Source organism: Planococcus sp. MSAK28401, assembly GCF_018283455.1.
Lineage (GTDB): Bacteria > Bacillota > Bacilli > Bacillales_A > Planococcaceae > Planococcus > Planococcus alpniumensis.
The window spans coordinates 1197479-1222428 of sequence record NZ_JAAMTH010000001.1; the positions used below are offsets into that span (position 1 = coordinate 1197479).

Below are 24950 nucleotides of genomic sequence, written 5' to 3' on the forward strand. Positions count from 1 at the left end.
CTGCTCTTTTCTATAGATTGCGTGACAGTCAAGTTTTCGGAGGAGGATATGCATGGTAGAAAAACAAGTGGAAGTGCAATTGAAATCAGGATTACAAGCGAGGCAGGCGGCATTGTTCGTACAAGAAGCCAATCGCTATAGTTCGGATGTATATTTGGAAAAAGGCGATAAGAAAGTCAATGCTAAAAGCATCATGGGCATCATGAGCTTAGCTGTCAGCAAAGGAACCAACGTGACAATTTCGGCCGACGGCGCCGATGAAGAATCCGCAGTCGGTGCGCTGGCGCAATTGATTGATAAAGAAGCATAAAGCCATACGCTTTAAGCATCAAAAAAAGAACTGCCCTTCATGCAGATGCATGAAGGGCAGTTCTTTTTTATGATTTACTCTTCTTTTTCGTGATTTTCCGGCAATTTGTTGCGCGTGATGATTTGGTCGATGAGACCATATTCGAGTGCACGTTCTGCAGTCATGAAGTTATCGCGGTCTGTATCTCGTGAAATCACTTCAAGTTCCTGGCCAGTGCGTTCTGATAGAATTTGGTTCAACTTCTCGCGCAAGAACAAGATGCGTTTTGCGGCGATTTCAATTTCGGTCGCTTGCCCTTGAGCTCCGCCAAGTGGCTGGTGGATCATGACTTCAGCGTTCGGCAATGCATAGCGTTTGCCTTTTGTGCCGGCTGCCAGAAGGAAAGCGCCCATGGATGCAGCCATGCCGATGCAAACTGTCTGGACATCTGGCTTGATGAATTGCATAACATCGTAGATCGCCATACCGGCTGTGATGCTGCCGCCTGGGCTGTTAATATAGATGGAAATATCTTTTTCCGGATCCTCAGCTTCAAGGAATAGCAATTGCGCGACGATGGAGTTGGCGACGTTATCGTCAATTCCGCTGCCGAGCATGATGACGCGGTCTTTCAATAGGCGGGAGTAAATGTCGTATGCACGTTCGCCTCTGCTTGTCTGTTCGATTACTGTAGGGATTAAATTCATGGATTATTTCCTCCTTCAGGTAAATGTAAGTGCTGCTGAAACACCGTTCAGCCGTACATTCATCATACACACCATGGTCAATGAAGGTCAAATCTAACGAATTGAAAATAGGCGCTTGAAATAAGAAGAAAGCTTTTGTATAATAGAAAAGTCGCGAACAACATTTGCCCTCGTAGTGTAAAGGATAACACGTAAGATTCCGGTTCTTGAGATGGGGGTTCGATTCCCTCCGAGGGTGTAAAAAATAAAAAACCGCACAGCCTGCCAAAGGCTGTGCGGTTTTTTTATTGAATCTTTTTAGCCCCTGAAACGTAGAATCAGGTGTATTGGGTTTCAAGGAACAAGCTGTCAGGGAAAACAAATAATATTATTGTAAAAGAAAAGGAGACGGGAAAATGAAAAAATTACTTATTCCATTGCTACTGGTGATTGGGCTGATCGTCATTGCCATCGCCGTATTCGGTTCAAGTTATAATAGTTTTGTTCAATTGGAAGAAGACGTCAATCAATCGTACGCGCAACTGGAAAGCCAATTGCAGCGTAGGCTTGATTTAATCCCGAACTTGGTCGAGACGGTAAAAGGTTTTGCTGACCAGGAACAAGAGGTCATCGATAGTGTCACGGAAGCCCGTTCAAGCATGGCGAATGCCGGATCGGTTGAAGAGCAGGCAGAGGCAGACGCCGAATTGAGCGGTGCGCTTAGCCGCTTGCTGGTCGTCGTCGAGAACTATCCGGAAATCCGCTCGAGTGAGAATTTCCAGCAATTATCCGATGAACTGGCCGGAACAGAAAACCGGATCGCCGTCGCCCGCCAAGACTATAATGGCTCGGTGACAGAGTTCAACCGGGAAGTCCGCAGTTTCCCAGGCAATATGGTGGCGGGAATTTTCGGCTTTGATGAAAAGGAATATTTCGAAGCTGATGCTGGGGCGGAAGATGCGCCGGATGTGGACTTTGGGACTGACGAAGAATGATCCGAAGAATTTCTGTTTTGCTCATGCTGTTGCTGATGCTCGCCGGAACCGCGCAGGCGGCAGAATTTCCGGAGTTGACTGATGATATTTACATCCAGGATATTGCCGGCATCTTGAGCGAAGAGCAAGAAGCCGAGATCAAGAGCTTGGGCGCTGGCCTGGAAGATGCAACCACTGCACAGGTTGCCCTCATGGTTGTCGATTCGCTTGAAGGCGAGCCGATCGAAAGCTACGCCAATAAAGCGTTGCGCCATTATGGTGTAGGTTCTGCGGAAGAAAACAACGGCGTAATGGTAGTACTGTCGATGACGGACCGTGAGATTTATATCGAAATTGGCTACGGCCTTGAAGGGGCACTTCCTGATGGGAAAGTCGGGCGCATTTTGGATGATTACGCTGTTCCGTATTTGCGTGAAGACCAGCCGGACGAAGCGATTCTCAATACGTACCAAGCGCTGTACAATGAAGTTTCTGCGGAATACGGCTGGGACGGGGAAGCGGTCAGCCCACAGCCGCTCAATGAAGTGACGTCAGGCAGCAGTGAAGGTGAAGGCGGCTTTATGCAGCCGATCGTCACGTTCCTGATCGTACTTGTTTTGTTGTTCCTGTTTACAGGAGGCGGCGGCGGACGTGGACGTCGCGGCCGCGGAAGAACCATGAGGCGCGGCGGATTTTTCGGGCCCGGCAGTTTTGGCGGCGGCTTCGGAGGCGGTTCCGGCGGCGGTTCCGGCGGCGGAGGTTTCCGCGGCGGCGGGGGCGGCTCTTCGGGAGGCGGCGGAGCCGGGCGAGGCTTCTGATAAGGAGGAATGGCATGTATACACTCTATACCCGGCCGAACTGTGGGCTTTGCGAAGAGGCAAAGTCTGCATTGCGGTTGCTGCAGGAAGATTACCCGATCGACTTCTGGGAAATCAATATTGAAGAAGATGAACAATTGCACGAACAATATATGCTGATGATTCCGGTGCTCACGAAACAGGAAAATGTGCTGCTCTACGGAAATTTCGGCTACGGCGAACTTCTGGAAGCGTTAATTCTTTAACGCTTCTTTTTATTTGCATAAATCTAATAGCTCGGCTACAATGAATCTAGTGGGACGTAATTATATGTAGTGGGACAGAAAACGTCCAACAAAGGGGTGGAGCGATGGATCCAGTTCTGCAAGCGCAAGTGCATCTATTGCCTGAACTGCCAAGCTTGCTGAAAAAGCGCTATAGCATCCTCGAGCTGATTCAAACCGAACAGCCCGTGGGAAGGCGCACGATCAGCGAGATGACAGGCGCAGCCGAAAGGGAAATCCGCAAAGAGACCGACTTATTGAGGGACCAAGCCTTAATCGAAATGAGCAAGAGCGGCATGAGCCTGACGATACTGGGGGACGATGTCCTTGACCAACTCCGTGAGCTGGTCAAGGAATTGGCTGGGACCGCTGAGCTCGAAGTTGGGCTTCAAGCGAAACTCGGCATCAAACAAGCAGTCGTCCTGCCAGGGGATAGCGACCGGCTATCATCGGTCAAAGCCGCTATCGGCAGGCAAGCCGCTCGCATCGCGGAGGAAATGTTCGAAAGCTGCCGGACGATCGCTGTAACTGGCGGCAGTACGATGGCCGCCGTGGCAGCTGAAATCCGTACGGCGAAGAAAAATCCCGCCATGCAGTTTATCGCTGCTCGAGGCGGCCTGGGGGAAGAAATGCTTCACCAGGCGAACACCATCGCTTCATCCTTTGCCGAAAAAACAGGTGGAGCTGTCCGCACGCTTTATCTGCCTGAGCATTTGAGTGCTGAAGCACTTGAAATGATGATGAGGGAACCTGTCATCAAAGAAATGATGGAGCTCTATGACCGGACGGATTTAGTCATCCACGGAATCGGCGATGCAGAAGAGATGGCCATCAGGCGCCGCTCTTCCGTGAACGAAGTCGAGAAGATCAAAACAGGCGGAGCTGTCAGCGAAGCCTTCGGTTATTATTTCGATAAAACCGGAAAAATAGTTTATCGCATCCCAACAGCGGGCATTCAATTAGAGCAGGTCCAAAAAGCACCGGCCATCATGGCGGTCGCCGGAGGACGCACGAAAGCGCGTGCCATCGAATCTTATTTCCAGGCCGCGCCTGAACGTACCATCCTCGTTACAGATGAGGGAGCAGCAAGGGCAATACTCAACCCAACAACAAAATTGGAGGAATTATAAATGACTTTAAAATTAGCAATCAATGGTTTTGGCCGTATCGGCCGTGTCGTATTCCGTGAAGCAATGCAAAACAGTGAAGTGGAAGTAGTAGCAGTCAATGACCTAACAGATGCAGCTATGCTTGCACATCTATTGAAATACGATTCAGTGCACGGAACGTTGGACGCTGAAGTTACAGCAGAAGGCAACTCAATCTTCGTCGATGGCAAGGAAATCAAAGTATTCGCTGAAAAAGACCCAGCGCAATTGCCTTGGAAAGAGCACCAAATCGACATCGTGTTGGAATCGACAGGAATCTTCACAACAGAAGAAGCAGCATCGAAACACATCGAAGCTGGCGCTAAGAAAGTCATCCTTTCAGCTCCTGGCAAAGGCGGCATGAAGATGCTGGTTATGGGCGTTAACGAAGAAACGTATAACCCTGAAGAACACCACGTCGTTTCAAATGCATCTTGCACAACAAACGGCTTGTCCGGCATCTCTAAAGTGTTGAATGAAAAATTCGGCATCAAAAAAGCCATGATGACAACAATCCACTCTTACACGAACGACCAAGCATTGCTTGATGCGCCTCACTCTGACTACCGCCGTGCGCGTGCAGCAGCTGAGTCGATGATTCCGACAACTACTGGCGCAGCGAAATCTGTTGCAAAAGTATTGCCTGAACTTGACGGCAAAATCGATGGCATGGCAATCCGCGTTCCAACACCGAACGTTTCGTTGATCGACCTTGTCGCTGAACTTGATAAAGATGCTTCTATTGAAGAAGTAAACCAAGCGCTGAAAGAAGCGACTGAAAACGAGCTGAAAGGCTACTTGGAATACAGCGAACTTCCGCTTGTATCACGCGACTACAATGGCAGCAAAGCTTCAGCTACAGTAGATGCTCAATCTACAATGGCTCTAGGCGGCAACATGGTGAAAGTTCTAGCTTGGTATGACAACGAATCCGGCTACTCTGCACGCTGTGTAGACTTGGCTGTACACATGTACAAAAAAGGGCTGTAAGCTGAAAATCATAGCTTAATTACCAATGAACCTCTATAATAAAGAGGGTAAAAGGGGTGGGGAATTAACCCCACCCCTTATTTTTTTGAATATAAATAGGAGGTATTTTCATGCTGCAGAAAATGACCATGAAAGACTTGGATTTGAAAGGAAAACGCGTATTTTGCCGTGTAGATTTCAACGTACCGATGGAAGACGGGAAAGTGACTGACGACACGCGCATCCGTGCGGCCATGCCGACGATTGAGTATTTGGTCGGGCAAGGCGCAAAAGTGATCTTGGCAAGCCATCTCGGTCGCCCGAAAGGCCAAGTCAACGAAGACATGAGACTAGCTGCGGCAGGCGCACGGTTGGCCGAATTGCTCGGCAACGACGTGAAATGCCTTGAAGAATCCGTAGGGGACACAGTGGAGCAGGAAATCGCTTCACTTGAACCAGGCGAAATTCTATTGCTTGAAAACGTTCGTTTCCATGCGGGCGAAGAAAAGAATGACCCGGAACTCGCAAAACAATTTGCGGCTCTCGCGGATGTATTCGTCAACGATGCATTCGGGGCTGCCCACAGAGCGCATGCTTCCACTGCAGGAATCGCCGAACATTTGCCGGCGGTATCCGGCCTGTTGCTCGAAAAAGAGCTGGACGTTCTCGGCAAAGCTTTATCAGAACCAGACCGTCCGTTTACTGCCATCATCGGCGGGGCGAAGGTAAAAGACAAAATTGGCGTCATCGATCATTTGCTCGACAAAGTCGATAATTTAATTATCGGCGGCGGGTTGTCGTACACCTTCCTCAAAGCGCTCGGCCATGAAATCGGCAATTCACTTGTCGAGGAAGACAAACTTGACCTTGCCAAATCGTTTATCGACAAAGCGAAAGAAAAAGGCGTGAAGTTCTATTTGCCGGTTGATGCGACAGTCGCGAACGAGTTCTCGAAAGATGCAGAGACCAAAACGGTGAAAATCGAAGAAATTCCGTCCGATTGGATGGGGCTCGACATCGGGCCGGAAACAGCGAAAATGTATGCCGATGTCATCAACCAGTCGAAGCTCATCATCTGGAACGGGCCAATGGGCGTGTTTGAAATGGAAGCTTTTGCAAACGGCACGAAATCCGTCGCTCAAGCGATGGCAGAAACACCAGGCTATACAGTCATCGGCGGCGGCGATTCCGCAGCGGCAGTCGAGAAATTCCATGTGGCAGATAAAATGGACCATATTTCAACAGGTGGCGGCGCTTCTCTGGAGTTCATGGAAGGCAAGGATTTGCCAGGCGTTACCGCATTAACCGATAAATAAAGGGAGTGTTTTTGTGAGAAAACCGATCATTGCAGGAAACTGGAAAATGTATAAAACAGCATCACAAGCGAAGGAATTTGTAGAAAAAGTAAACGGCTTGGTGCCGGATGCAGAAAAACTCGATTCTGTCATTTGTGCCCCGGCTCTATACCTGACTCAATTAGTGGATGCTGCTGAAAACAGCGCATTGAAAATTGGCGCACAGACGATGCACGATAAAGGCGAAGGCGCATTCACTGGTGAAATCAGCCCTGTGCAATTGGCAGACATCGGCGTCGACTATGTCATTATCGGGCATTCCGAGCGCCGACAGTATTTCAATGAAACCGATGAAACAGTCAATGCAAAAGTGAAATCGGCATTTTCACATCAATTGACGCCGATCCTATGTGTCGGTGAAACTGATGAACAGCGTGAAGGGGGCCAAATGGAAAGCATCGTGGAATCGCAAGTCGAAAAAGCAGTAGAGGGCTTGACCGATGCACAAATCGCTGAGCTAGTCATTGCTTACGAGCCAATCTGGGCAATCGGAACAGGTAAAACAGCGACAGCTGAAGATGCCAACGAAGCTTGCGGCATCGTCCGCAAAAAAATCGCTTCACTTTACAGCGATGAATCGGCTGAAAAAGTCCGCATCCAGTACGGCGGAAGCGTGAAACCTGCCAATATCCAGGAATTGCTCTCGATGGAGCATATCGACGGCGCGTTAGTCGGCGGTGCGAGCTTGGAAACGGAATCGTTCGTCAAGCTGTTGGAGGCGGGTTCAAATGCGTAAAACGGCCAATCCGGCTGCCTTGATCATCCTTGATGGTTTCGGCTGCCGCGAAGAAACCGCTGGAAATGCAGTTGCACAAGCGCATAAGCCGAATTTCGACAGACTGTGGAACGAATATCCCCATGAATTGCTGACAGCTTCGGGTGAAGCGGTCGGTTTGCCGGACGGGCAAATGGGCAATTCCGAAGTCGGCCATTTGAATATCGGTGCGGGCCGCATTGTTTACCAAAATTTGACACGTATCCATAAATCAATCAAAGACGGCGATTTCTTTGAAAATCCCGCATTTCTAGATGCTGTCATGAACGCTAAAGAAAACGGCAAAGCTTTACATGTCATGGGCTTGCTCAGCGACGGGGGCGTCCATAGCCATTATGAGCACCTATTCGCTTTATTGCGCCTCGCGAAACAGCAAGGCTTAAGCGAAGTCTATGTACACGGATTTTTGGACGGCCGCGATGTCGGTCCGAAAACCGCGCTTCATTATATAGAAGAAACTGAAAAACAAATGCAGCAAATCGGCATTGGGCGCTTCGCTTCCATCAGCGGACGTTATTACGCGATGGACCGTGACAAACGTTGGGAACGCGTTGAACTTGCTTACCGGGCAATAGTCGACGGAACCGGGCCAAGCGCCAGTTCCGCTGCGGCCGGCGTTGAGGCGTCTTATGCAGAAGGGGTTGTCGATGAATTTGTCCTGCCGTTTACGGTCAAGGAAGAAGGGGAAACGCCTGCTGTCATTGAATCAGGCGATTCCGTCATCTTCTTTAATTTCCGTCCGGACCGGGCCATCCAATTGACAACTGTGTTGACACGTCCTGATTTCGCTCATTTCCCGCTAAGCATCCAGCATCCGAAAGATCTGGTGTTTATTAGCTTCACGATCTATAGTGAGGAATTGAAGACCCGAATTGCTTACGACAACGTCAATTTGGTGAATACAATCGGGGAAGTATTATCGGCGAACGGCATGACGCAATTGCGCATCGCTGAAACGGAAAAATATCCGCACGTCACCTTCTTCATGAGCGGTGGTCGGGAAGAAGTGTTCCCGGGGGAAGACCGCATTCTCGTGTCATCACCGAAAGTGGCGACTTACGATTTGCAGCCTGAAATGAGCGCCTATGAAGTGACCGACCGTCTCGTCGAACAAATCGATGCAGGCGCACACGATGCAATCATCTTGAACTTCGCCAATCCAGACATGGTCGGCCATAGCGGCATGCTCGAGCCGACAATCAAGGCAGTCGAAGTCGTGGATGAATGTCTTGGCCGTATCGTTGAAGCACTCCATCGCCAAGGCGGATCGGCGCTCATCACAGCCGACCACGGCAACGCGGACGAAGTGCTGACTGAAGACGGCTTGCCGATGACTGCGCATACGACAAACCGTGTACCTGTCATCTTGACGAAGCATGGGGAAGTATTGCGGAGCGGTGGAATTCTAGCGGATCTCGCACCAACTATCCTCAAGCTGCTTGATGTTAAGCAGCCGGAAGAGATGACTGGAAAGCCGTTGTATTAAAACATTTTACAATTATACAAATTGAACAAACCATTTGAAAAGGGAGCTGTTGACATTGCCAATTATTACACACATCCAAGCACGCGAAGTACTCGATTCTAGAGGGAACCCGACTGTTGAAGTTGAGGTATTCACAGAAAGCGGCGCATTCGGCCGTGCAATCGTGCCATCTGGCGCATCTACTGGAGAACACGAAGCGGTTGAACTTCGCGATGGCGATAAGAGCCGTTACCTTGGTAAAGGCGTCCTTAAAGCAGTGGATCACGTAAACAACGAGATCGCTGATGAGTTGGAAGAAAACTATTCAGTACTGGATCAAGTATCCATCGACCAAGCGTTGATCGAGCTTGACGGAACTGAAAACAAAGGCCGCCTCGGCGCTAACGCGATTCTGGGTGTTTCCATGGCAGTTGCCCATGCAGCAGCGAACTATTTGGACATGCCTCTTTACCAATACCTCGGCGGATTCAACGCCAAGCAATTGCCGGTACCGATGATGAACATCCTCAACGGCGGCGAGCATGCGGATAACAATGTCGACATCCAGGAATTCATGGTAATGCCAGTAGGCGCTGAATCTTTCCGCCATGCCCTTCGCATGGGTGCAGAAATCTTCCACAACTTGAAAACTGTACTGAAAGACAAAGGCTATAACACATCTGTAGGCGACGAAGGCGGATTCGCACCAAACCTTGGCTCGAACGAAGAAGCACTTGAGACGATCATGGTTGCGATCGAAAAAGCCGGCTTCAAACCAGGCCAAGACGTCTTGCTCGCAATGGACGTAGCTGCTTCTGAAATCTACGACAAAGAAAAAGGCGTCTACACATTGGCTGGCGACAACACGGTCAAAACTTCTGCTGAAATGGTCGACTGGTATGAAGAGTTGGCAAATAAATACCCGATCGTTTCCATTGAAGACGGATTGGACGAGAACGACTGGGATGGCTTTAAGCTATTGACAGACCGTATCGGCGATAAAGTACAGTTGGTCGGCGATGACTTGTTCGTTACGAACACGAGGAAATTGGCACAAGGCATCGAGCAAGGCATCGGCAACTCGATCCTGATCAAAGTAAACCAAATCGGTACATTGACTGAAACATTCGATGCAATCGAAATGGCGAAACGCGCTGGCTACACAGCGGTCATCTCCCACCGTTCAGGCGAGTCGGAAGATGTAACGATTGCAGACATCGCAGTTGCGACAAATGCAGGTCAAATCAAAACAGGCGCACCGTCACGTACGGACCGCGTAGCGAAATACAACCAATTGCTTCGCATCGAAGACCAATTGCACGACACAGCGAAATACTTGGGCGTTAAAACTTTCTATAACTTGAAGAAATAATAGCGAATAGGTGAGGGGAAGCTGCCGGAGATTTTTTCCGGCAGCTTTTCTGTTAGAATGTGTGAGCAAGATAGAGCTTGCTTAGTGTAAGTTGTCTGAAGCTGATTTATGAATCATTGTAAAAAGCTTACGCTTCAGGGGCATGCTTGGGGCTCTCAGGATGCGAGTCATGCAGCTGATGCGACAGGACGTCGCGTTTTCAGCTGCCCGATAATAGGGGCGGGCTTCGAGCCCTTATGGCTACGCCATATAGGTCTCGCCTGTCCCGCGCAGTCCCTCCGGCGTCAGCCCCTTGCGCTTCAGCTTTGAAAAATTTCTATAAAAACTGGGCTTTGCTCATAGACTTTCTAATAAATATCGGGTGTTAATCAGAACGGAGCAAAATAGCGCAGAACCCCTTACTGCTCCTGCAGCGCTTCGCACTGCATCGCAAAGAATTCGCCTCGTTCACGTCGGCTAATTCTTGCCTGCGGGAAAGCGAGACAGATAAGACCCTGGACTGAGCAAAGCGAGGGAAGCGGCTCAGCGCTCGCCCGCGGCAAATGTATAGGCGAAGTAAAGCTAAGCCTATACATTTGCGATGCTCGAGCTTCGCGAGAGTAGAGCAAGCTTTTGTTGCAGCTATTTTGCGGAGTGAAGTTTAAATGCAATCTTACTTTCCGCTCTACTAGATAAAGCAAATGCTCCTCACCAACAGATTCAAAAAAGAATGAACAGAAAAAGATGAAATGGTCTAAACTATTTGTATTTTTTAGGGGCTCTATTGCTTGAGGTTTCAATTTTTGGTAAACTAGAGTTTGTTGTGAAGGTTCTTTTCAGGAGGTGGTATTTATGCATACATTGTTAATGACATTACTTCTTATCGTCTCGATCGCTTTGATTGTTGTCGTTCTATTGCAATCAGGGAAAAGTGCAGGTCTTTCAGGAGCCATCTCCGGTGGAGCAGAGCAACTTTTCGGCAAGCAAAAAGCCCGTGGGTTGGATCTTGTCCTACACCGGGTGACGATCGTCCTTGCTGCCTTATTCTTTATTCTGGCTATCGCCGTAACGAAAGTATAATGTAGAGCACATCGCCTGACCATTTAGTGGTTGGGCGTTTTCTTTTAGGGGAAATTGGGCACAGGCCTATATAATAGTAAGTAAATTTAGTTGGAGGGAAAGTTTATGCGCATTTCACAACCAAAACCATTCTTCTTTGAGCAAGGGCCGCGTGCGGTTCTGTTATTGCACGGCTTTACCGGCAATTCCGCAGACGTCCGGATGCTCGGGCGATTCTTGGAAACGAAAGGCTATACAAGCATCGCGCCGCATTACGCAGGGCACGGTGTGGCACCGGAGAAGCTAGTGGAGACAGGCCCTGTGGATTGGTGGAAAGACGTCGAACAAGCGTATCAAACACTGATTGACAAGGGATACCAGGAGATTGCGGTGGCTGGTTTATCGCTCGGCGGCGTATTCAGTTTAAAACTGGGGTATACAAAGCCTATAAAGGGCATTGTGACCATGTGCGCGCCGATGCACATGAAATCTACCGACTTGATGTACCAGGGCGTTTTGGAGTATGCCCGTGAATACAAGAAATATGAAGGAAAAGATGATAAGCTTATCGAAGAAGAGATGAAGAAGTTCGAGGAAAAGCCGATGGAAACACTCGCTGAACTGCGTGAGTTGATCGGTGAAGTACGGAATAACGTCGATCATGTCTATGCACCGCTTTTCGTCGTCCAAGGCTCATTGGACAAAGTCATCAATACAGAGTCTGCGAACATCATCCATGACGAAGCGGAGTCGACTGACAAGCGCATCAAATGGTACGAGAAATCGGGCCATGTCATTACGCTGGATCAGGAGAAAAAGCAATTGCATGAAGATATATACGAGTTTCTCGAATCGCTCGATTGGAGCGTGTGAGACGGTCTCAAAAGGAGGAGTTAGGATTGGACAAGAATGAACAGTCATTGGATCAGCGTTTATTGGCCTTTATGCGCGAAGAAGCATACAAGCCATTAACGGTGACAGAAATTGAAGAACAGTTCGGCTTTGAAGACGCCGACGAATTTAGGGAATTGGTGAAGACACTCGTCAAGCTCGAAGAAAAAGGCGAATTGGTGCGTTCACGTTCAAATCGCTACGGTGTGCCGGACCGCATGAACTTGATGCGCGGCAAATTCATCGGACACGCCAAAGGCTTCGGCTTTTTTGCGCCTGAAGAAGCTGGACTCGACGATGTTTTTATCCCGCCGAATGAAGTGAACGGAGCGGTAAACGGCGACACAGTCATGATCCGTGTTTCTGAAGGGTCATCTGGAGACCGCCGCGAAGGATCCGTCATCCGCATCTTGGAACGCGGCACAACGAAAGTCGTCGGCACGTTCCAGGCGAACAAAGGCTTCGGCTTTGTCGTCACAGATGACAAGAAAATGAATATGGATATCTTTATTGCTAAAGACGATACACTCGGTGCCGTCGACGGCCATAAAGTCGTCGTCGAAATTACCGGTTGGCCGGAAGGGCGTTTGTCCGCAACGGGCATGGTTACACAAGTGCTCGGGCACAAAAACGACCCTGGCGTCGATATTTTGTCGATCATCCATAAATACGGAATCGAAGTGGAATTCCCGCAAGATGTGCTGGACCAGGCAAATGCTGTACCGGACCAAATCGATCCTGAAGACCTGAATGACCGCCGTGATTTGCGCGATGAGCAGATTGTGACGATTGACGGGGCGGATGCGAAAGATTTGGATGATGCTATTCAAGTCAAGAAGTTTGATGATGGCACATACAAACTCGGCGTCCATATTGCAGACGTCAGCCATTACGTGACGGAAGGTTCTGCCATAGACCGGGAAGCTTATGACCGCGCGACCAGCATTTACTTGACGGACCGCGTCATTCCGATGATTCCGCACCGCTTGTCGAACGGCATCTGCTCGCTCAACCCGCAAGTCGACCGTCTGACCTTGTCTTGTGAAATGATTTTCAACGACAAAGGGGAAGTGTTGTCCCACGATATTTTCCAGAGCGTCATCAACACATCGGCACGCATGACCTATACCGATGTCTATGAAATTCTTGAAAAAGACAATCAGGAATTGAAAGAACAATATGCTGAACTGGTTCCGATGTTCGAATTGATGAAAGAACTTTCAGCTGTCTTGCATCAGCGCCGCATGACCCGCGGAGCGATCGATTTTGACTTTAAAGAGTCCAAAGTAATTGTGGACGATGAAGGTTACCCGATTGATATTGTTGTTCGTGAGCGCACAGTTGCTGAGCGTTTGATCGAAGAATTCATGCTCGCAGCGAACGAAACTGTCGCGGAACATTTCCATCGCATGGATGTGCCGTCGCTATACCGCATTCACGAAGAGCCGAAAACGGAAAAATTGCAGCGCTTTTTCGAATTCATTACGAATTTCGGTATTACTGTGAAAGGCTCAGGGGATGAAGTTTCTCCGAAGGCGTTGCAGGAAATCATCGAATCTATCGCAGGCAAACCTGAAGAGCCAGTCGTGTCGACGATGATGCTGCGCTCGATGCAACAGGCGAAATATTCTTCAAACAGCCTTGGCCATTTCGGATTGTCGACGGAATTCTATACGCATTTTACGTCGCCGATCCGCCGCTATCCGGATTTGATCATCCATCGTTTGATCCGCACGTATTTGATTGAAAAAGACTTGTCGAAAAAGACAATTCGCCATTGGGAAGCGGAAATGGATGATATCGCAACTCACACATCTGACCGTGAACGCCGTGCAGTAGAAGCCGAGCGCGATACGGATGCACTGAAGAAAACACAGTACATGGCAGATAAAGTCGGAGAAGAATTCGACGGCATTGTCTCATCTGTGACGAACTTCGGCATGTTTGTCGAGCTGCCAAATACCATTGAAGGTTTGGTCCACGTATCCAACTTGACGGATGATTATTATCAATTTGATGACCGTCAGATGATGATGATTGGCGAACGGACAAAGCGCCAGTTCCGCATCGGTGATGAAGTCAAAGTACGGGTGATCGGTGTCAAACCGGAAGAGTCATCCATCGACTTTGAAATCGTCGGCATGACACAAAATACGCGCCGTAGTTCGCGCAAAGAAACCCCGAAAGTGATTCGCAGCGGCCGTAATGGCGATAAGCCAAGAGACGGCAAGAAGCGCGGCGAAGGCGGGGCAGACCGCAAGCCGAAAAATAAGAAAAAGTTTTATGAAAAGCCTGCCAAACAGCAAGGGCGTAACAAGAAGAAATAAAAAAAGCGGCCGCGTGCCGCTTTTTCCAACAGTTTGAGGTGAACAGAAATGGCCAAAGGAGAAGGCAAAGTAATTGCCCAGAATAAAAAAGCGGGATTCGATTTCGCGATTGAAGAAACGATCGAAGCAGGAATTGTCCTGCTCGGTACGGAGATTAAATCCGCCAGAAGCGGCAAAGTGCAGATTAAAGATGCATTCGTCCGCATCCGGAACGGGGAAGCCTGGATTTCCAATATGCACATCTCGCCGTATGAACAGGGCAACCAGTTTAACCACGACCCGCTGCGCTCGCGCAAGCTTTTGCTTCACAAAAAGCAGATTAACGAACTTGTCGGCAAATCGAAAGTCGAAGGGGCGGCAATCGTCCCGCTCAAGATGTACTTGAAAGACGGATATGCCAAAGTGCTGCTCGGCGTCGGTAAAGGGAAGAAAAAATACGACAAGCGCGAAGACTTGAAGAAGAAAGACGCGAAGCGGGCAATCGACCGCGCGCTCAAAGAGAGAAGCCGTTAAACTTGAACTCTGACCTGTTTTGTCCTATACTGGTAACAGTACACCGAAGCTAAACCACTTCCGTGTTCTCTTTTAATGAGGGGACGTTACGGATTCGACAGGGATGGTTCGAGCTTGGGTTGCGCGTCGGAGGATCGGCTCCGTCATCAACGTAACTTATAACAACTGGCAAAACTAACAACAACCTAGCATTCGCAGCGTAAGCTCGGATCTGCTTTATGTAACCATCGCCCATGTGGCTGCATAGAGCTCACTTTTAGTGGGATACGGCAGTCAGTGCCGTTTGAGCTGACTGCAAGAGATTCTCGAACTAGCCCTCATGACGCCTGCTTGTCGGCAGATTGAGCGGCGAAACTCCAATAGATAAGCTACACGCGTAGATGCTCAAGTAACGGAGTCTCTGGACGCGGGTTCGACTCCCGCCGTCTCCATAGAATTTTATGGAGTATACGAAACGCCAACATCCTCTTGAAGGATGTTGGCGTTTTTGTTTTGTGAAAAGTAGATATGTGAACTATTACTCATGCTAAATAGAAGGGATGTATTCATCTTAACTTTATCTTAATATAATTATTATCAAATTTAAAAAACCGGCAGCCCCATTTAAGAGCTACCGGTTTCAAATTTTATTTCTTCGTATTATCCACAAATGCCCCGTACTGTCTGCGCTGATGTTGCACGGACAGCCATTTCAAGGTAGTGAATTCCTCTAGCACCCATTCGCCGTTAAAGCGGCCGAGGCCGGAGTCTTTTTCGCCGCCGAATGGCATATGCGCTTCGTCGTTGACCGATTGGTCGTTGACGTGAATCATGCCTGTCTCGATTTGGTGGGCGATGTTCGTGCCGTGTTCGATATTCACTGAATGCACAGCACCACTCAAACCAAACGGGTATTTATTGGCTTGTTCGACCACTTCTTCGTCGCTGTCGAACGGAATGAGAATCGCGACAGGGCCGAAGATTTCGTTCTCTGCAAGCGGCATGTCGTTCGTGACGCCGGTTAAGACTGTCGGCTGGAGGACATTGCCGTCCGCTTTGCCGCCAAGGCGGATCTTCGCGCCTTGTTCGACAGTGGCGTCAATGTCTTTTAGGATACGGTCGACTTGGTCGCGGTTGATAAGCGGCCCGACTTGCGTATCTGCTTCTGCAGGGTTGCCGTATTTCAAGTTGCCGGCGCGTTCAATGAACTGCTCGGCAAATTTGTCGTAAATGTCCTTGTGGACGAAAATACGGTTAATCGACATGCAAATCTGTCCTTGGTGATAGAACTTGCCGAATAGGGCAGACTCGACTGCCTGGTCGACATCAGCGTCTTCAAGGACGATGAAATTATTATTGCCCCCAAGTTCCAAAGCGGTTTTCTTCAATGCGCCACCAGCAAGTTCGCCGATGTGTTTGCCGACAGGCGTCGAGCCTGTGAACGAAATCAAACGCGGCGTTGGATGAGTGACGATGTCATCACCAATTTCAGAACCGCGGCCGACGACAACATTGAGCAATCCTTTAGGCAACCCAGCTGCTTCGAATAGGCTCGCGAACAATAGCCCGCCAGTGACAGGCGTATCGGTCGCCGGTTTGATGACGACGGCATTGCCAGTGGCAAGTGCCGGCGCGATAGAGCGAATCGCCAAGTGGAACGGGAAGTTCCATGGGCTGATGATGCCGATAACGCCAAGCGGGTTGCGGTAGACGCGGTTTTCTTTGCCCGGCTGTTGGGAAGGCATGATTTTTCCTTCCATGCGGAACGGGAACGTCGCCGCTTCTTTCAAGATGTTCATCGATGCGCCGAATTCGACGGTCGCTTTGATTTTCGTACTGCCGGCTTCTTTGATGAGCCATTCGATAATCAATTCTTTGTTTTCTTTCATGACTTCAATGGCTTTTTCCATGACCGCTTGTTTTGCTTGCGGCAATTCCTTCGCCCACTCAAGTTGGGCGGTTTCTGCTGCTTTATAAGCGGCGTCCAAATCGTTCTTGTCGGCTGCTTGTGTCGTGACCAATTCTTCGCCGGTGAACGGATTGGTGTTTTTCATTTGGCTATCGCTGGACCCGGAAGTCCATTCTCCGTTTATAAAAATCTTGGAAAAATCGGTTTTCATTTAAATCGTCTCCTTCTTTTTCTTAAGGCTGTTGTCTCGGACGGATCAAGATTTCGTTAACGTCGACGTGTGATGGCTGTTCCACCGCATAGCCGATAGCATTCGCGATATCTTCTGCCTGCAGCGGTTCCATGGATTCGGACATGCTCTTGAAGCTGTCGAGTACATCATCATCCGTGATGGTATCTGTCAATTCGGTTGCGACTGCACCCGGCGATACGATGGTCACGCGGATTTCATGCGATGGGTCGATCTCTTGGCGCAGACCGTCTGAAATGGCGCGCACGGCGTATTTCGTGCCGCTGTATACGGCGCTGCCTTTCATAACTTGATGGCCTGCCACAGAGGAAACGTTCAAGATGTGGCCGGATTTCTGCTCTTCCATGATCGGAAGAACAGCCGCGATGCCGTAAAGGACACCTTTAATGTTAACGTCGACCATCTGGTCCCATTCATCGAGTTTCAACTTATTCATATAGGACAATGGCATAAGTCCGGCGTTATTGACGAGAATGTCAATTTTTCCGGTTTTCTCTAGTGCTGCTTGCGCCAGTGATTTCATCTCGTCGGCTGAGGTGACGTCGGTTACTTTATAATCCGCGCTTCCACCTTCAGCTTCGATTTCTTTTTTCAGGTCCACTAAGCGCTCTTCGCGCCGTGCAGCGAGCATGACGTGGTAGCCTCTTGCTGCCAGTTCCTTTGCAGTAGCTTGACCGATACCACTGCTTGCCCCTGTAATGATTGCGGTATTTTTCTGTGTCATATCTATTCAGCTCCAGTTCTGTTTTAAGTGATGGCGAAAATGTCCTGAAATAAAGACATCTTACTTTCCTTACCCGCATGAACGGCTTTTCTAAACAAAAGATGCTTGGGCACAATTAAATCCCTTGCTGCCAAAGCGCAGGAGTAGATTGAATGAGCTCTAATTCTTTATAATGAAAAGAATAGAGTAAAAGAATTAGAACCCAAAGCCGTCTAAGTTGATTCAGTCCATTCTCGTAGGCAATTGGGCTTAATTTCCATTGTTTCGTTCCACAGGGTGATGGGTATTTGATATTGAACCTAAGCGCTTTAGTTGATATACAATTCAGACAGTTGACAAGCGCGCCAATGTTCCGTAGCGTTATATCTTGTGAAGAAATTCAAAGGAGGAGACTATATGAAGAAAGTAACAAATGTGTTTTGGATTGCGATCGTCCTAATTGCTTTGGCAGTTGGTTACGGTGCGCTTGCTCCAGAACATTTTGCGGAAGTTACCGGCAATATGGAATCATTCCTGACTACTTCGTTCGGTTGGTATTATTTATTGATCGTTTCAGTAATGGTTATCTTTTGCTTGTACTTCCTTGTTAGTCCAATGGGACAAATTCGATTAGGGAAAGACACAGACAAGCCGGAATACTCATTTGCAACATGGATTGCGATGCTGTTTTCAGCGGGCATGGGTATCGGGCTCGTATTCTGGGGTGCGGCAGAGCCGCTATCGCATTTCGCGATCGACCCGGCGACAGCTGAGCCGGGATCTCAGGAAGCGTTCCGGGAATCCATGCGTTTTACATTTTTCCACTGGGGCATCCATGCCTGGTCGATTTACGCAGTAGTTGCGTTATCGCTGGCATACTTCCAATTCCGTAAAGGTGAGCCGGGACTCATTTCCTCGACGCTTCGCCCATTGTTCGGCGACCGCATGAAAGGCCCTTGGGGTGTTCTTGTCGACGTTATCGCCGTATTCGCAACAGCGGTCGGTGTCGCAACAACGCTCGGCTTTGGCGCTATCCAAATCAATGGAGGGCTCGCTTATTTGTTTGACGGCATCCCAGGAGATAGCCTGATTACACAAATCATCATCATCGCAGTCGTTACTGTGTTGTTCATGATTTCATCCTGGTCAGGCATCAGCAAAGGGATCAAGTATTTGTCGAACACCAATATGGTGCTCGCCATTGCATTGCTGGTTTTGGTCATCGTTCTTGGCCCGACCTTGTTGATTTTCAATATGTTCACCGATTCACTCGGAAGCTATTTCCAGAACTTGATCAATATGAGTTTCCGTGCAGCGCCAATCGATGGAGAAAACCGGTCATGGATTGACGGCTGGACCATCTTCTATTGGGCTTGGTGGATTTCTTGGTCACCATTTGTCGGGATTTTCATCGCCCGCGTTTCCAAAGGCCGGACCATTCGTGAATTCCTGTTTGGCGTCTTGCTCATTCCGACGTTTATCAGCTTCATCTGGTTCGCTGCATTTGGTACAACGGCAATCGATGTGCAAAGCAGCGGCGTCGATTTGACTGGATTGTTGACAGAAGAAACTTTGTTCGCAGTGTTCAATGAATTGCCTCTTGGCATGTTGTTGTCAATTGTAGCAGTATTGCTCATTTCGACTTTCTTCATCACATCTGCCGACTCGGCGACATTCGTTCTCGGCATGCAAACTTCCAACGGCTCGCTAGACCCAGCGAACGCTGTGAAGCTGACATGGGGGATTGCGCAATCGACCATCGCGGTCATCCTGCTCTTTGCAGGCGGACTCGGGTCCTTGCAGACGGCATTGATCATCGCCGCCTTCCCATTCTCGTTTATCATGCTATTGATGATGGCGTCGTTCTATAAAGCCTTGACCCTTGAATACAAAGCAATCAAGCGCAAACGATAAGCTATTAAAAGATGCTGAACTAGAGGATAGCTTTCTATTTGTAAAAGTGAGCAAAAGCTTATCCTGTATAAAAAATTCAGTGAACTGTCTAAGTGTTTGGAGAAGCGTTTGCTCGTAACCCCTTCTGCTCAATAATGCTACGCATTACTTCGCAAAGATAAGTTCTCACATAGTTCGATCTTATCTTTCCTGTGGGATCAGCGGGTTTGAGAGACCCCGCAGGCAATGATTAAGCGAAGCATTGCTGAGTCTAATCATTTGCGACGCATCTGCTATGCAGATGTGAGAGCACAAAGGTTTCGAAGCGGTTGAGGAGGCTCGATTCCCGCCCCACGGAAAGCAAGCAAGTAGCTTCGGAAAACACAGAACGAAAAGGGTGCCGGAAGTCCGGCACCCTTTTTCTATGGAAAGTCGCGTATAATGAATAAAGGAAATCGTGTTGAATGGGGGAATTTTTGTGGAAAAACCACATATTATGCTTGTAGACGGAATGGCGGTCTTGTTCCGTTCGTATTTTGCCACAGCAGGCGTCGGACAGTTTTTCCGCACAGAAAGCGGACTTGCCACAAATGGCGTACAAGGATTCGCGCGCCACGTGCTCACTGCGAAGTCATTGATGAAGCCGACCCACATTGCCGTATGCTGGGACATGGGCGCGCATACTTTCCGCACCGAGATGTTCGACGGCTATAAAGCAAACCGGCCGGCGCCGCCTGAAGATATGGTGCATCAATTCGATCAGGCGCGTGAAGTGTCCGAGCTTCTCGGCTGGAAAAATTATGGAGAAAAAGGCATCGAAGCGGATGATTTTATCGGCTCGTTCACAAAAAAATGGCCGGACGAAGCGGATTACACAATCATTACCGGAGATAAAGACATGCTTCAGCTATTGACCCCGTCGGTCAAGATCGCTTTCATGAAAAAAGGCTTCCACATCTATGATCTTTACACCGAGGCGCGGTTCGGGGAAGAATATGGCATCTTGCCGGAGCAATTTGCTGATGTAAAAGCATTCATGGGCGACCCGAGTGACGGCTATCCGGGCGTCAAAGGCATCGGCCCGAAGACGGCGCTTCAGTTGATCCAACGCTACGGCTCGGTCGAAGGCGTCCTGGAACATATCGAGGAACTGAAACCAGCGCAGAAAAAGAAAATCGAAGAGAATCAAGACATGCTCGCGCTATCGAAAAAGCTGGCGGTCATCAAAGATGACCTCCAGCTCGATGTGGCACTCGACGAAATCGCAGTGCCGAATTATTCTTCTGATTTGGTAAGGTTATGCGACGAGCGGGAATTCCGCCTGCTCGCAAGACTCTTGGAAAAATCATTTATCTGACTTGGACACCGGCGCAATCTGGATGAAACTCAATACGCCCTGGTTTTCCCGGAACGACACCGCCCGCAGTTTGCTCGGGCGGTTTTTTTGTCCGTTGTCATGAATGTACAACAGCAAATCGTCCCCAGTTTCCTTGTAGCCGATGAGCGGGACCCAGTGATAGGCGAAAGTGGTTTTTTGGCGCCAGCGCAATGAAAAATAGCGGTCGAACTTTACAGCAAGCGGATAGCCGGCATCGAGCTGTTGTTTAATGTGTTCGATTGAATGAATCCGCTTAATATCGTAACGCGGCCCGGCCAGTTTTCTCAGCCGCCGGATTAGGCAAAACGCGCTCAAGCCGATCGGCGTCGCTCCGAGCAATTTATAAAGCGGCCCGATCCCCGGTGCCACGCCTTCATGGTAGAGCAGGATGGAGGCAGTGGTGACCGGCCCGCATGCAGAAGCTCGGTAGGCGGCCGGTACATGTTCAGCGTATTGGTTCATTGCTTGAAAAGGCAGCAGCGCTTTCATGATGCATCCTCCTTCTACACGGTTCAGCGCAGCTTGGCTTCTCGTTCATCGAGCAAAGTTTGCAAGGCGCTGCGGAATGTCGTATAAACTTCCAAGTCAACGTGAATGCCGGCATGGACTATCTCCCTGACAAAACGAGGGTTGAAGCCGACATAGATGCCGCGCAAGCCCATCAGTTTCAAGGCGCTGTTCAATTGAGTCAATTCAAGTGCGAGTTCATTGAAGTCAAATGACTGGACATCTTGCATCGTCACGCCGGTAAAGTCGAAGACCACTTGTTCTGTATCGCGATGGCTATCAGCATAATCGAGCACTTTCGTCCGGATCGTCTCGAAACGGTCGCGGAAAATGTACCCGGCAATCGGCACGAGAATGGTATTCGGGACGATCGACGGGATGATCGGTGCCGACATATTGTAAATGACGTCTTGGTAGTACGCCACGAGTTCTTGCAATTCCTTAATTTCTTGTTGTGGATCCATTTCGGCACCTCTGCTTTATAATATTCGTGAATGTTTCGGACGTCTGTCTTTAAGTTTGTTGATCTTCCAGGAAGTGGATGACAGAAGCCGGGGTTTTGGCATTAGCACTGTGGAGGTGCGCTTGTTTTACGCCGTCCTTGAAGATCAATAGGCTTGGGATGCCCATTACTTCGTATTGCTCTGCAATTTCCGGGAGTTCGTCGCGGTTGACGTCAACCCATTGGTAGTTGTCGTATTGTTCGATGATCGGGTCGATGAACATATCCATGCGTGTGCAATCAGGGCACCAGCCAGCCTGGAATTTCACGATGACCGGTTCGCCGTTTTGGATTGTATCGTTGAACTGTTCAGTTGTTTTTAGGGATTTCATTGAATTGCCTCCTTTAATAGTCTTTTTAATCTTACCCTTTTTTTGCATTCTCTCCAAGCGCTTGGATAAAAGCGGGAGAAAAATCTTCCGATTAAATATTGCGAAAATAAGCAATTTAATTTACACTAAGAACAAGAAGGACAGCATTTCTTTTTTTTACCCAGAAAATGAATGAGGGTTCATTCAAAAACAGGAGGGTTTGCCCGTGTCATACAAAATCAAAAAAGCGGCTGTGCTCGGATCAGGCGTCATGGGATCCGGAATCGCAGCGCATTTAGCCAATATCGGAATTCCGGTCATGCTGCTCGACATTGTCCCGAAAGAGGCAACGAAGGAAGAGCAAGCGAAAGGATTGACCTTGGAGGACAAAGCAGTCCGCAACCGGATCGCAGCGACTGCCACCCAAAAGCTATTAAAGCAAAAACCTGCTCCGCTGACACAAAAGAAAAACTTGCAATTGATCACGCCAGGCAACTTGGAAGATGATCTCGAAAAGCTATCCGACGTGGATTGGATTATCGAAGTCATCGTCGAAAACCTGGATATTAAGAAATCACTCTATGAAAAGGTGGATGCAGTCAGAAAGCCCGGCACCATCATTTCCTCCAATACATCAGGCATCAGCATCAATGCGATGTCAGAAGGGCGCTCGGAAGATTTCCAGAAGCATTTCCTTGGCACCCATTTCTTTAACCCGCCGCGCTACTTGAAATTGCTTGAAGTCATTCCGGCACAGGCAACAGCTCCGGAAGTCGTTGAATTCATGCAGCAATTCGGTGAAGACCGCTTAGGCAAAGGCGTCGTTTTGGCAAAAGATACGCCGAACTTCATCGCTAACCGCATCGGCACGTACGGCTTGCTCGTCACGGTGCGCGAAATGCAAAACCGCGGCTATTCTATTGGTGAAGTAGATTCCGTTACCGGCCCATTGATCGGCCGCCCAAAATCGGCGACATTCCGTACACTCGATGTTGTAGGTTTGGATACGTTTATGCACGTATCGAAAAACGTCTACGACCAAACCGAAGGCGAAGAACAGCAAGTATTTAAAACGCCTGAATTCATGAAGAGCATGGTCGAAAACGGCTGGATCGGCGCCAAAGCCAAGCAAGGCTTTTTCCAGAAGAAAGACAAAGAAATTCTGGAGCTCGACCCGGACACGATGGAATACCGCCCGGCGCAAAAATTGAAAACGCCTTCACAGGAGGTAGCCAAGCAGCAAAAAGGCTTGTCCGCAAAAATGAAGACACTCGTTTATGCAGACGACCGCACAGGCGAATTGCTGTGGAGCATCCTCGCTCCGACACTCGTCTATTCGGCGCAATTGCACGGCGAGATTGCAGACGATATCGTCGCCATCGACAACGCCATGAAATGGGGCTTCGGATGGGAACAGGGACCGTTTGAAGTTTGGGACGCAATCGGCGTCAAGCAGTCGACAGAAAAAATGGCCGCACAAGGTTTGGAAGTACCAGCATTTGCACAAGCCTTATTGGATAAAGGATTTGATTCCTTCTATAAAGAAGAAAACGGCGATCTGTATTATTTCGACGGGACCGATTATCAGCCCGTTCCGGTCAATGAAAAAGTGATCGACTTGAAGAGCTACAAGAAAAAGCATGGCGTCATCAAATCGAATTCCGGCGCAAGCTTGATCGATCTTGGGGACGGCATCGCATTGCTCGAATTCCATTCGCGGTCGAATGCGATCGGCCTCGATATCATGCAGATGATCAATTTCTCGGTCGATGAAGTCGAGAAAAATTATAAAGGGCTCGTTATTGGCAACCAAGGCAAAAACTTCTGTGTTGGCGCCAACCTCGGCATGATTTTGATGGAAGCTCAAGACGACAATATCTTTGAACTGGATTTGACGATCCGCACCTTCCAGAACGCCATGCTGAAATTGAAATATAGCTCGAAACCGGTTGTTGCGGCACCATTCGGCATGACACTCGGCGGCGGGGCAGAAGTCATCTTGCCAGCAGCACGCGTGCAGGCATCCATGGAAACTTATATGGGCTTAGTGGAAGCAGGCGTCGGGCTCATTCCAGGCGGCGGCGGAAACAAGGAACTTTATATGAAGCAATTAAAAGGCTTGCCGAATCATGTCACGGCTGACTATGTCAATGTAGCAGCGGGCGTGTTCGAATCGATCGCGACTGCGAAAGTGTCGACCTCAGCAGACGAAGCACGTGAAAACAATTTCCTGAACTTCGTCGACGGCATCAGCGTCAATAGCGACCATTTGATTTATGATGCGAAGCAATTGGCATTGTCGCTCCATGATAATGGCTACCAGGCGCCAAGAAGAGAAAAAGTGCCAGTCGCAGGGGAAGCGGGCTATGCCGCGATGCTGCTTGGGGCTGAAGGCATGTTATTATCCGGCTATATCAGCGAACACGATATGAAAATCGCCAAGAAACTGGCGTATGTATTATCAGGCGGCAAACTGCCATACGGCACGAAAGTCGATGAGCAGTATTTGCTCGATTTGGAACGTGAAGCATTCCTGAGCCTCGTTGCTGAACCGAAGTCACAGCAGCGCATGCAGCATATGCTTGTCAAAGGGAAACCATTACGCAATTGATCGCCGATTAGATAGAGGAGGAAA

23 protein-coding genes, 1 tRNA gene and 1 other RNA gene are annotated in these 24950 nt (G+C 49.0%); 19 read left to right on the top strand and 6 right to left on the bottom strand.

Annotated elements, in window-relative coordinates; genetic code table 11:
* The first annotated feature begins 52 nt into the window (after positions 1-52).
* Positions 53-310 (top strand): HPr family phosphocarrier protein, encoded by a 258-nt coding sequence (locus G3255_RS06060; protein WP_211653718.1) that lies wholly within the window; start codon positions 53-55, stop codon positions 308-310.
* A gap of 74 nt (positions 311-384) precedes the next feature.
* Here G3255_RS06060 and clpP read toward each other — a convergent pair whose 3' ends face one another.
* The gene (gene clpP, locus G3255_RS06065) at positions 385-996 is read right to left on the bottom strand and encodes an ATP-dependent Clp endopeptidase proteolytic subunit ClpP (protein ID WP_211653719.1); all 612 of its coding nucleotides are present in this window, start codon (positions 994-996) and stop codon (positions 385-387) included.
* Positions 997-1162: 166 nt separating this feature from the next.
* Between clpP and G3255_RS06070 the strand changes: the two genes are divergently transcribed.
* From G3255_RS06070 to ssrA, 15 genes are all read left to right on the top strand, one after another.
* Positions 1163-1234: transfer RNA gene (locus G3255_RS06070), tRNA-Arg, on the top strand.
* A 157-nt stretch (positions 1235-1391) separates the two neighbouring features.
* Positions 1392-1970 carry a LemA family protein gene (locus tag G3255_RS06075; RefSeq protein ID WP_211653720.1) on the top strand — a complete coding sequence of 193 codons (579 nt, stop codon included), beginning with the start codon at positions 1392-1394 and terminating at the stop codon, positions 1968-1970.
* Positions 1967-2767 (top strand): TPM domain-containing protein, encoded by an 801-nt coding sequence (locus G3255_RS06080; protein WP_211653721.1) that lies wholly within the window; start codon positions 1967-1969, stop codon positions 2765-2767. Before G3255_RS06075 ends, G3255_RS06080 begins: the two co-directional genes overlap by 4 nt.
* A gap of 14 nt (positions 2768-2781) precedes the next feature.
* Positions 2782-3012: a glutaredoxin family protein gene (locus G3255_RS06085; protein WP_211653722.1), complete on the top strand. Its 231-nt coding sequence runs from the start codon at positions 2782-2784 to the stop codon at positions 3010-3012.
* Between the two features lie 104 nt (positions 3013-3116).
* A complete protein-coding gene (locus G3255_RS06090; protein ID WP_211653723.1) occupies positions 3117-4160 on the top strand; it encodes a sugar-binding transcriptional regulator in 1044 nt (347 codons plus the stop codon).
* The gene (gene gap / locus G3255_RS06095; RefSeq protein ID WP_058381245.1) at positions 4161-5168 is read left to right on the top strand and encodes a type I glyceraldehyde-3-phosphate dehydrogenase; all 1008 of its coding nucleotides are present in this window, start codon (positions 4161-4163) and stop codon (positions 5166-5168) included.
* Positions 5169-5278: 110 nt separating this feature from the next.
* The gene (locus G3255_RS06100; RefSeq protein ID WP_211653724.1) at positions 5279-6463 is read left to right on the top strand and encodes a phosphoglycerate kinase; all 1185 of its coding nucleotides are present in this window, start codon (positions 5279-5281) and stop codon (positions 6461-6463) included.
* 13 nt (positions 6464-6476) lie between these two features.
* Positions 6477-7238: a triose-phosphate isomerase gene (gene tpiA, locus G3255_RS06105; RefSeq protein ID WP_211653725.1), complete on the top strand. Its 762-nt coding sequence runs from the start codon at positions 6477-6479 to the stop codon at positions 7236-7238.
* Positions 7231-8763, top strand: coding sequence for a 2,3-bisphosphoglycerate-independent phosphoglycerate mutase (gene gpmI / locus G3255_RS06110; RefSeq protein ID WP_211653726.1), 1533 nt, complete (start codon positions 7231-7233; stop codon positions 8761-8763). The genes tpiA and gpmI overlap by 8 nt, the downstream gene beginning before the upstream one ends.
* 55 nt (positions 8764-8818) lie before the next feature.
* Positions 8819-10114, top strand: coding sequence for a phosphopyruvate hydratase (gene eno / locus G3255_RS06115; RefSeq protein WP_211653727.1), 1296 nt, complete (start codon positions 8819-8821; stop codon positions 10112-10114).
* Positions 10115-10945: 831 nt separating this feature from the next.
* Positions 10946-11173, top strand: coding sequence for a preprotein translocase subunit SecG (secG, locus tag G3255_RS06120; RefSeq protein ID WP_058381240.1), 228 nt, complete (start codon positions 10946-10948; stop codon positions 11171-11173).
* A 105-nt stretch (positions 11174-11278) separates the two neighbouring features.
* Positions 11279-12025, top strand: a complete 747-nt coding sequence (locus G3255_RS06125; RefSeq protein WP_211653728.1) for an alpha/beta hydrolase — start codon at positions 11279-11281, stop codon at positions 12023-12025.
* A gap of 71 nt (positions 12026-12096) precedes the next feature.
* Entirely contained in the window at positions 12097-14370 is a 2274-nt protein-coding gene (gene rnr / locus G3255_RS06130; RefSeq protein WP_249222240.1) for a ribonuclease R, read from the top strand.
* A gap of 48 nt (positions 14371-14418) precedes the next feature.
* Entirely contained in the window at positions 14419-14883 is a 465-nt protein-coding gene (smpB, locus tag G3255_RS06135) for an SsrA-binding protein SmpB (protein ID WP_058381238.1), read from the top strand.
* Positions 14884-14962: 79 nt separating this feature from the next.
* Positions 14963-15317, top strand: a transfer-messenger RNA (tmRNA) gene (gene ssrA, locus G3255_RS06140).
* Positions 15318-15509: 192 nt separating this feature from the next.
* Here the strand turns inward: ssrA and G3255_RS06145 are convergent.
* Both G3255_RS06145 and G3255_RS06150 read right to left on the bottom strand, forming a co-directional pair.
* A complete protein-coding gene (locus G3255_RS06145) occupies positions 15510-16982 on the bottom strand; it encodes an aldehyde dehydrogenase family protein (RefSeq protein ID WP_211653730.1) in 1473 nt (490 codons plus the stop codon).
* Positions 16983-17004: 22 nt separating this feature from the next.
* Positions 17005-17745 (bottom strand): SDR family oxidoreductase, encoded by a 741-nt coding sequence (locus tag G3255_RS06150; protein ID WP_211653731.1) that lies wholly within the window; start codon positions 17743-17745, stop codon positions 17005-17007.
* A gap of 396 nt (positions 17746-18141) precedes the next feature.
* On the opposite strand from G3255_RS06150, the gene G3255_RS06155 reads away from it, so the two are divergent.
* Complete coding sequence (locus G3255_RS06155) at positions 18142-19638, top strand: glycine betaine uptake BCCT transporter (RefSeq protein WP_211653732.1); 1497 nt, start codon at positions 18142-18144, stop codon at positions 19636-19638.
* A gap of 457 nt (positions 19639-20095) precedes the next feature.
* Positions 20096-20974 carry a 5'-3' exonuclease gene (locus tag G3255_RS06160; RefSeq protein ID WP_349291426.1) on the top strand — a complete coding sequence of 293 codons (879 nt, stop codon included), beginning with the start codon at positions 20096-20098 and terminating at the stop codon, positions 20972-20974.
* Here the strand turns inward: G3255_RS06160 and G3255_RS06165 are convergent.
* Genes G3255_RS06165 through G3255_RS06175 form a run of 3 tightly spaced genes read right to left on the bottom strand, consistent with a single transcriptional unit; the run spans position 20963 to position 22336 of the window.
* Positions 20963-21484 carry a C39 family peptidase gene (locus G3255_RS06165; RefSeq protein WP_211653733.1) on the bottom strand — a complete coding sequence of 174 codons (522 nt, stop codon included), beginning with the start codon at positions 21482-21484 and terminating at the stop codon, positions 20963-20965. The two genes, G3255_RS06160 and G3255_RS06165, sit on opposite strands and share 12 nt — an antisense overlap.
* 23 nt (positions 21485-21507) lie before the next feature.
* Positions 21508-21966, bottom strand: coding sequence for an STAS domain-containing protein (locus tag G3255_RS06170; protein ID WP_211653734.1), 459 nt, complete (start codon positions 21964-21966; stop codon positions 21508-21510).
* 49 nt (positions 21967-22015) lie between these two features.
* Positions 22016-22336, bottom strand: coding sequence for a thioredoxin family protein (locus tag G3255_RS06175; protein WP_211653735.1), 321 nt, complete (start codon positions 22334-22336; stop codon positions 22016-22018).
* Positions 22337-22541: 205 nt separating this feature from the next.
* On the opposite strand from G3255_RS06175, the gene G3255_RS06180 reads away from it, so the two are divergent.
* Positions 22542-24926: a 3-hydroxyacyl-CoA dehydrogenase/enoyl-CoA hydratase family protein gene (locus G3255_RS06180; RefSeq protein ID WP_211653736.1), complete on the top strand. Its 2385-nt coding sequence runs from the start codon at positions 22542-22544 to the stop codon at positions 24924-24926.
* Positions 24927-24950 lie beyond the last annotated feature (24 nt).

What these genes read in the sequence shown, in the direction of transcription:
- gap (WP_058381245.1), top strand. Translation starts at nt 4,161, where the DNA reads ATGACTTTAAAATTAGCAATCAATGGTTTTGGCCGTATCGGCCGTGTC.
- clpP (WP_211653719.1), bottom strand. Translation starts at nt 996, where the DNA reads ATGAATTTAATCCCTACAGTAATCGAACAGACAAGCAGAGGCGAACGT.
- smpB (WP_058381238.1), top strand. Translation starts at nt 14,419, where the DNA reads ATGGCCAAAGGAGAAGGCAAAGTAATTGCCCAGAATAAAAAAGCGGGA.
- G3255_RS06125 (WP_211653728.1), top strand. Translation starts at nt 11,279, where the DNA reads ATGCGCATTTCACAACCAAAACCATTCTTCTTTGAGCAAGGGCCGCGT.
- G3255_RS06165 (WP_211653733.1), bottom strand. Translation starts at nt 21,484, where the DNA reads ATGAAAGCGCTGCTGCCTTTTCAAGCAATGAACCAATACGCTGAACAT.
- G3255_RS06155 (WP_211653732.1), top strand. Translation starts at nt 18,142, where the DNA reads ATGAAGAAAGTAACAAATGTGTTTTGGATTGCGATCGTCCTAATTGCT.
- G3255_RS06080 (WP_211653721.1), top strand. Translation starts at nt 1,967, where the DNA reads ATGATCCGAAGAATTTCTGTTTTGCTCATGCTGTTGCTGATGCTCGCC.
- G3255_RS06145 (WP_211653730.1), bottom strand. Translation starts at nt 16,982, where the DNA reads ATGAAAACCGATTTTTCCAAGATTTTTATAAACGGAGAATGGACTTCC.
- G3255_RS06090 (WP_211653723.1), top strand. Translation starts at nt 3,117, where the DNA reads ATGGATCCAGTTCTGCAAGCGCAAGTGCATCTATTGCCTGAACTGCCA.
- G3255_RS06085 (WP_211653722.1), top strand. Translation starts at nt 2,782, where the DNA reads ATGTATACACTCTATACCCGGCCGAACTGTGGGCTTTGCGAAGAGGCA.
- G3255_RS06075 (WP_211653720.1), top strand. Translation starts at nt 1,392, where the DNA reads ATGAAAAAATTACTTATTCCATTGCTACTGGTGATTGGGCTGATCGTC.
- rnr (WP_249222240.1), top strand. Translation starts at nt 12,097, where the DNA reads ATGCGCGAAGAAGCATACAAGCCATTAACGGTGACAGAAATTGAAGAA.
- secG (WP_058381240.1), top strand. Translation starts at nt 10,946, where the DNA reads ATGCATACATTGTTAATGACATTACTTCTTATCGTCTCGATCGCTTTG.
- G3255_RS06060 (WP_211653718.1), top strand. Translation starts at nt 53, where the DNA reads ATGGTAGAAAAACAAGTGGAAGTGCAATTGAAATCAGGATTACAAGCG.
- G3255_RS06150 (WP_211653731.1), bottom strand. Translation starts at nt 17,745, where the DNA reads ATGACACAGAAAAATACCGCAATCATTACAGGGGCAAGCAGTGGTATC.
- G3255_RS06175 (WP_211653735.1), bottom strand. Translation starts at nt 22,336, where the DNA reads ATGAAATCCCTAAAAACAACTGAACAGTTCAACGATACAATCCAAAAC.
- G3255_RS06100 (WP_211653724.1), top strand. Translation starts at nt 5,279, where the DNA reads ATGCTGCAGAAAATGACCATGAAAGACTTGGATTTGAAAGGAAAACGC.
- gpmI (WP_211653726.1), top strand. Translation starts at nt 7,231, where the DNA reads ATGCGTAAAACGGCCAATCCGGCTGCCTTGATCATCCTTGATGGTTTC.
- G3255_RS06170 (WP_211653734.1), bottom strand. Translation starts at nt 21,966, where the DNA reads ATGGATCCACAACAAGAAATTAAGGAATTGCAAGAACTCGTGGCGTAC.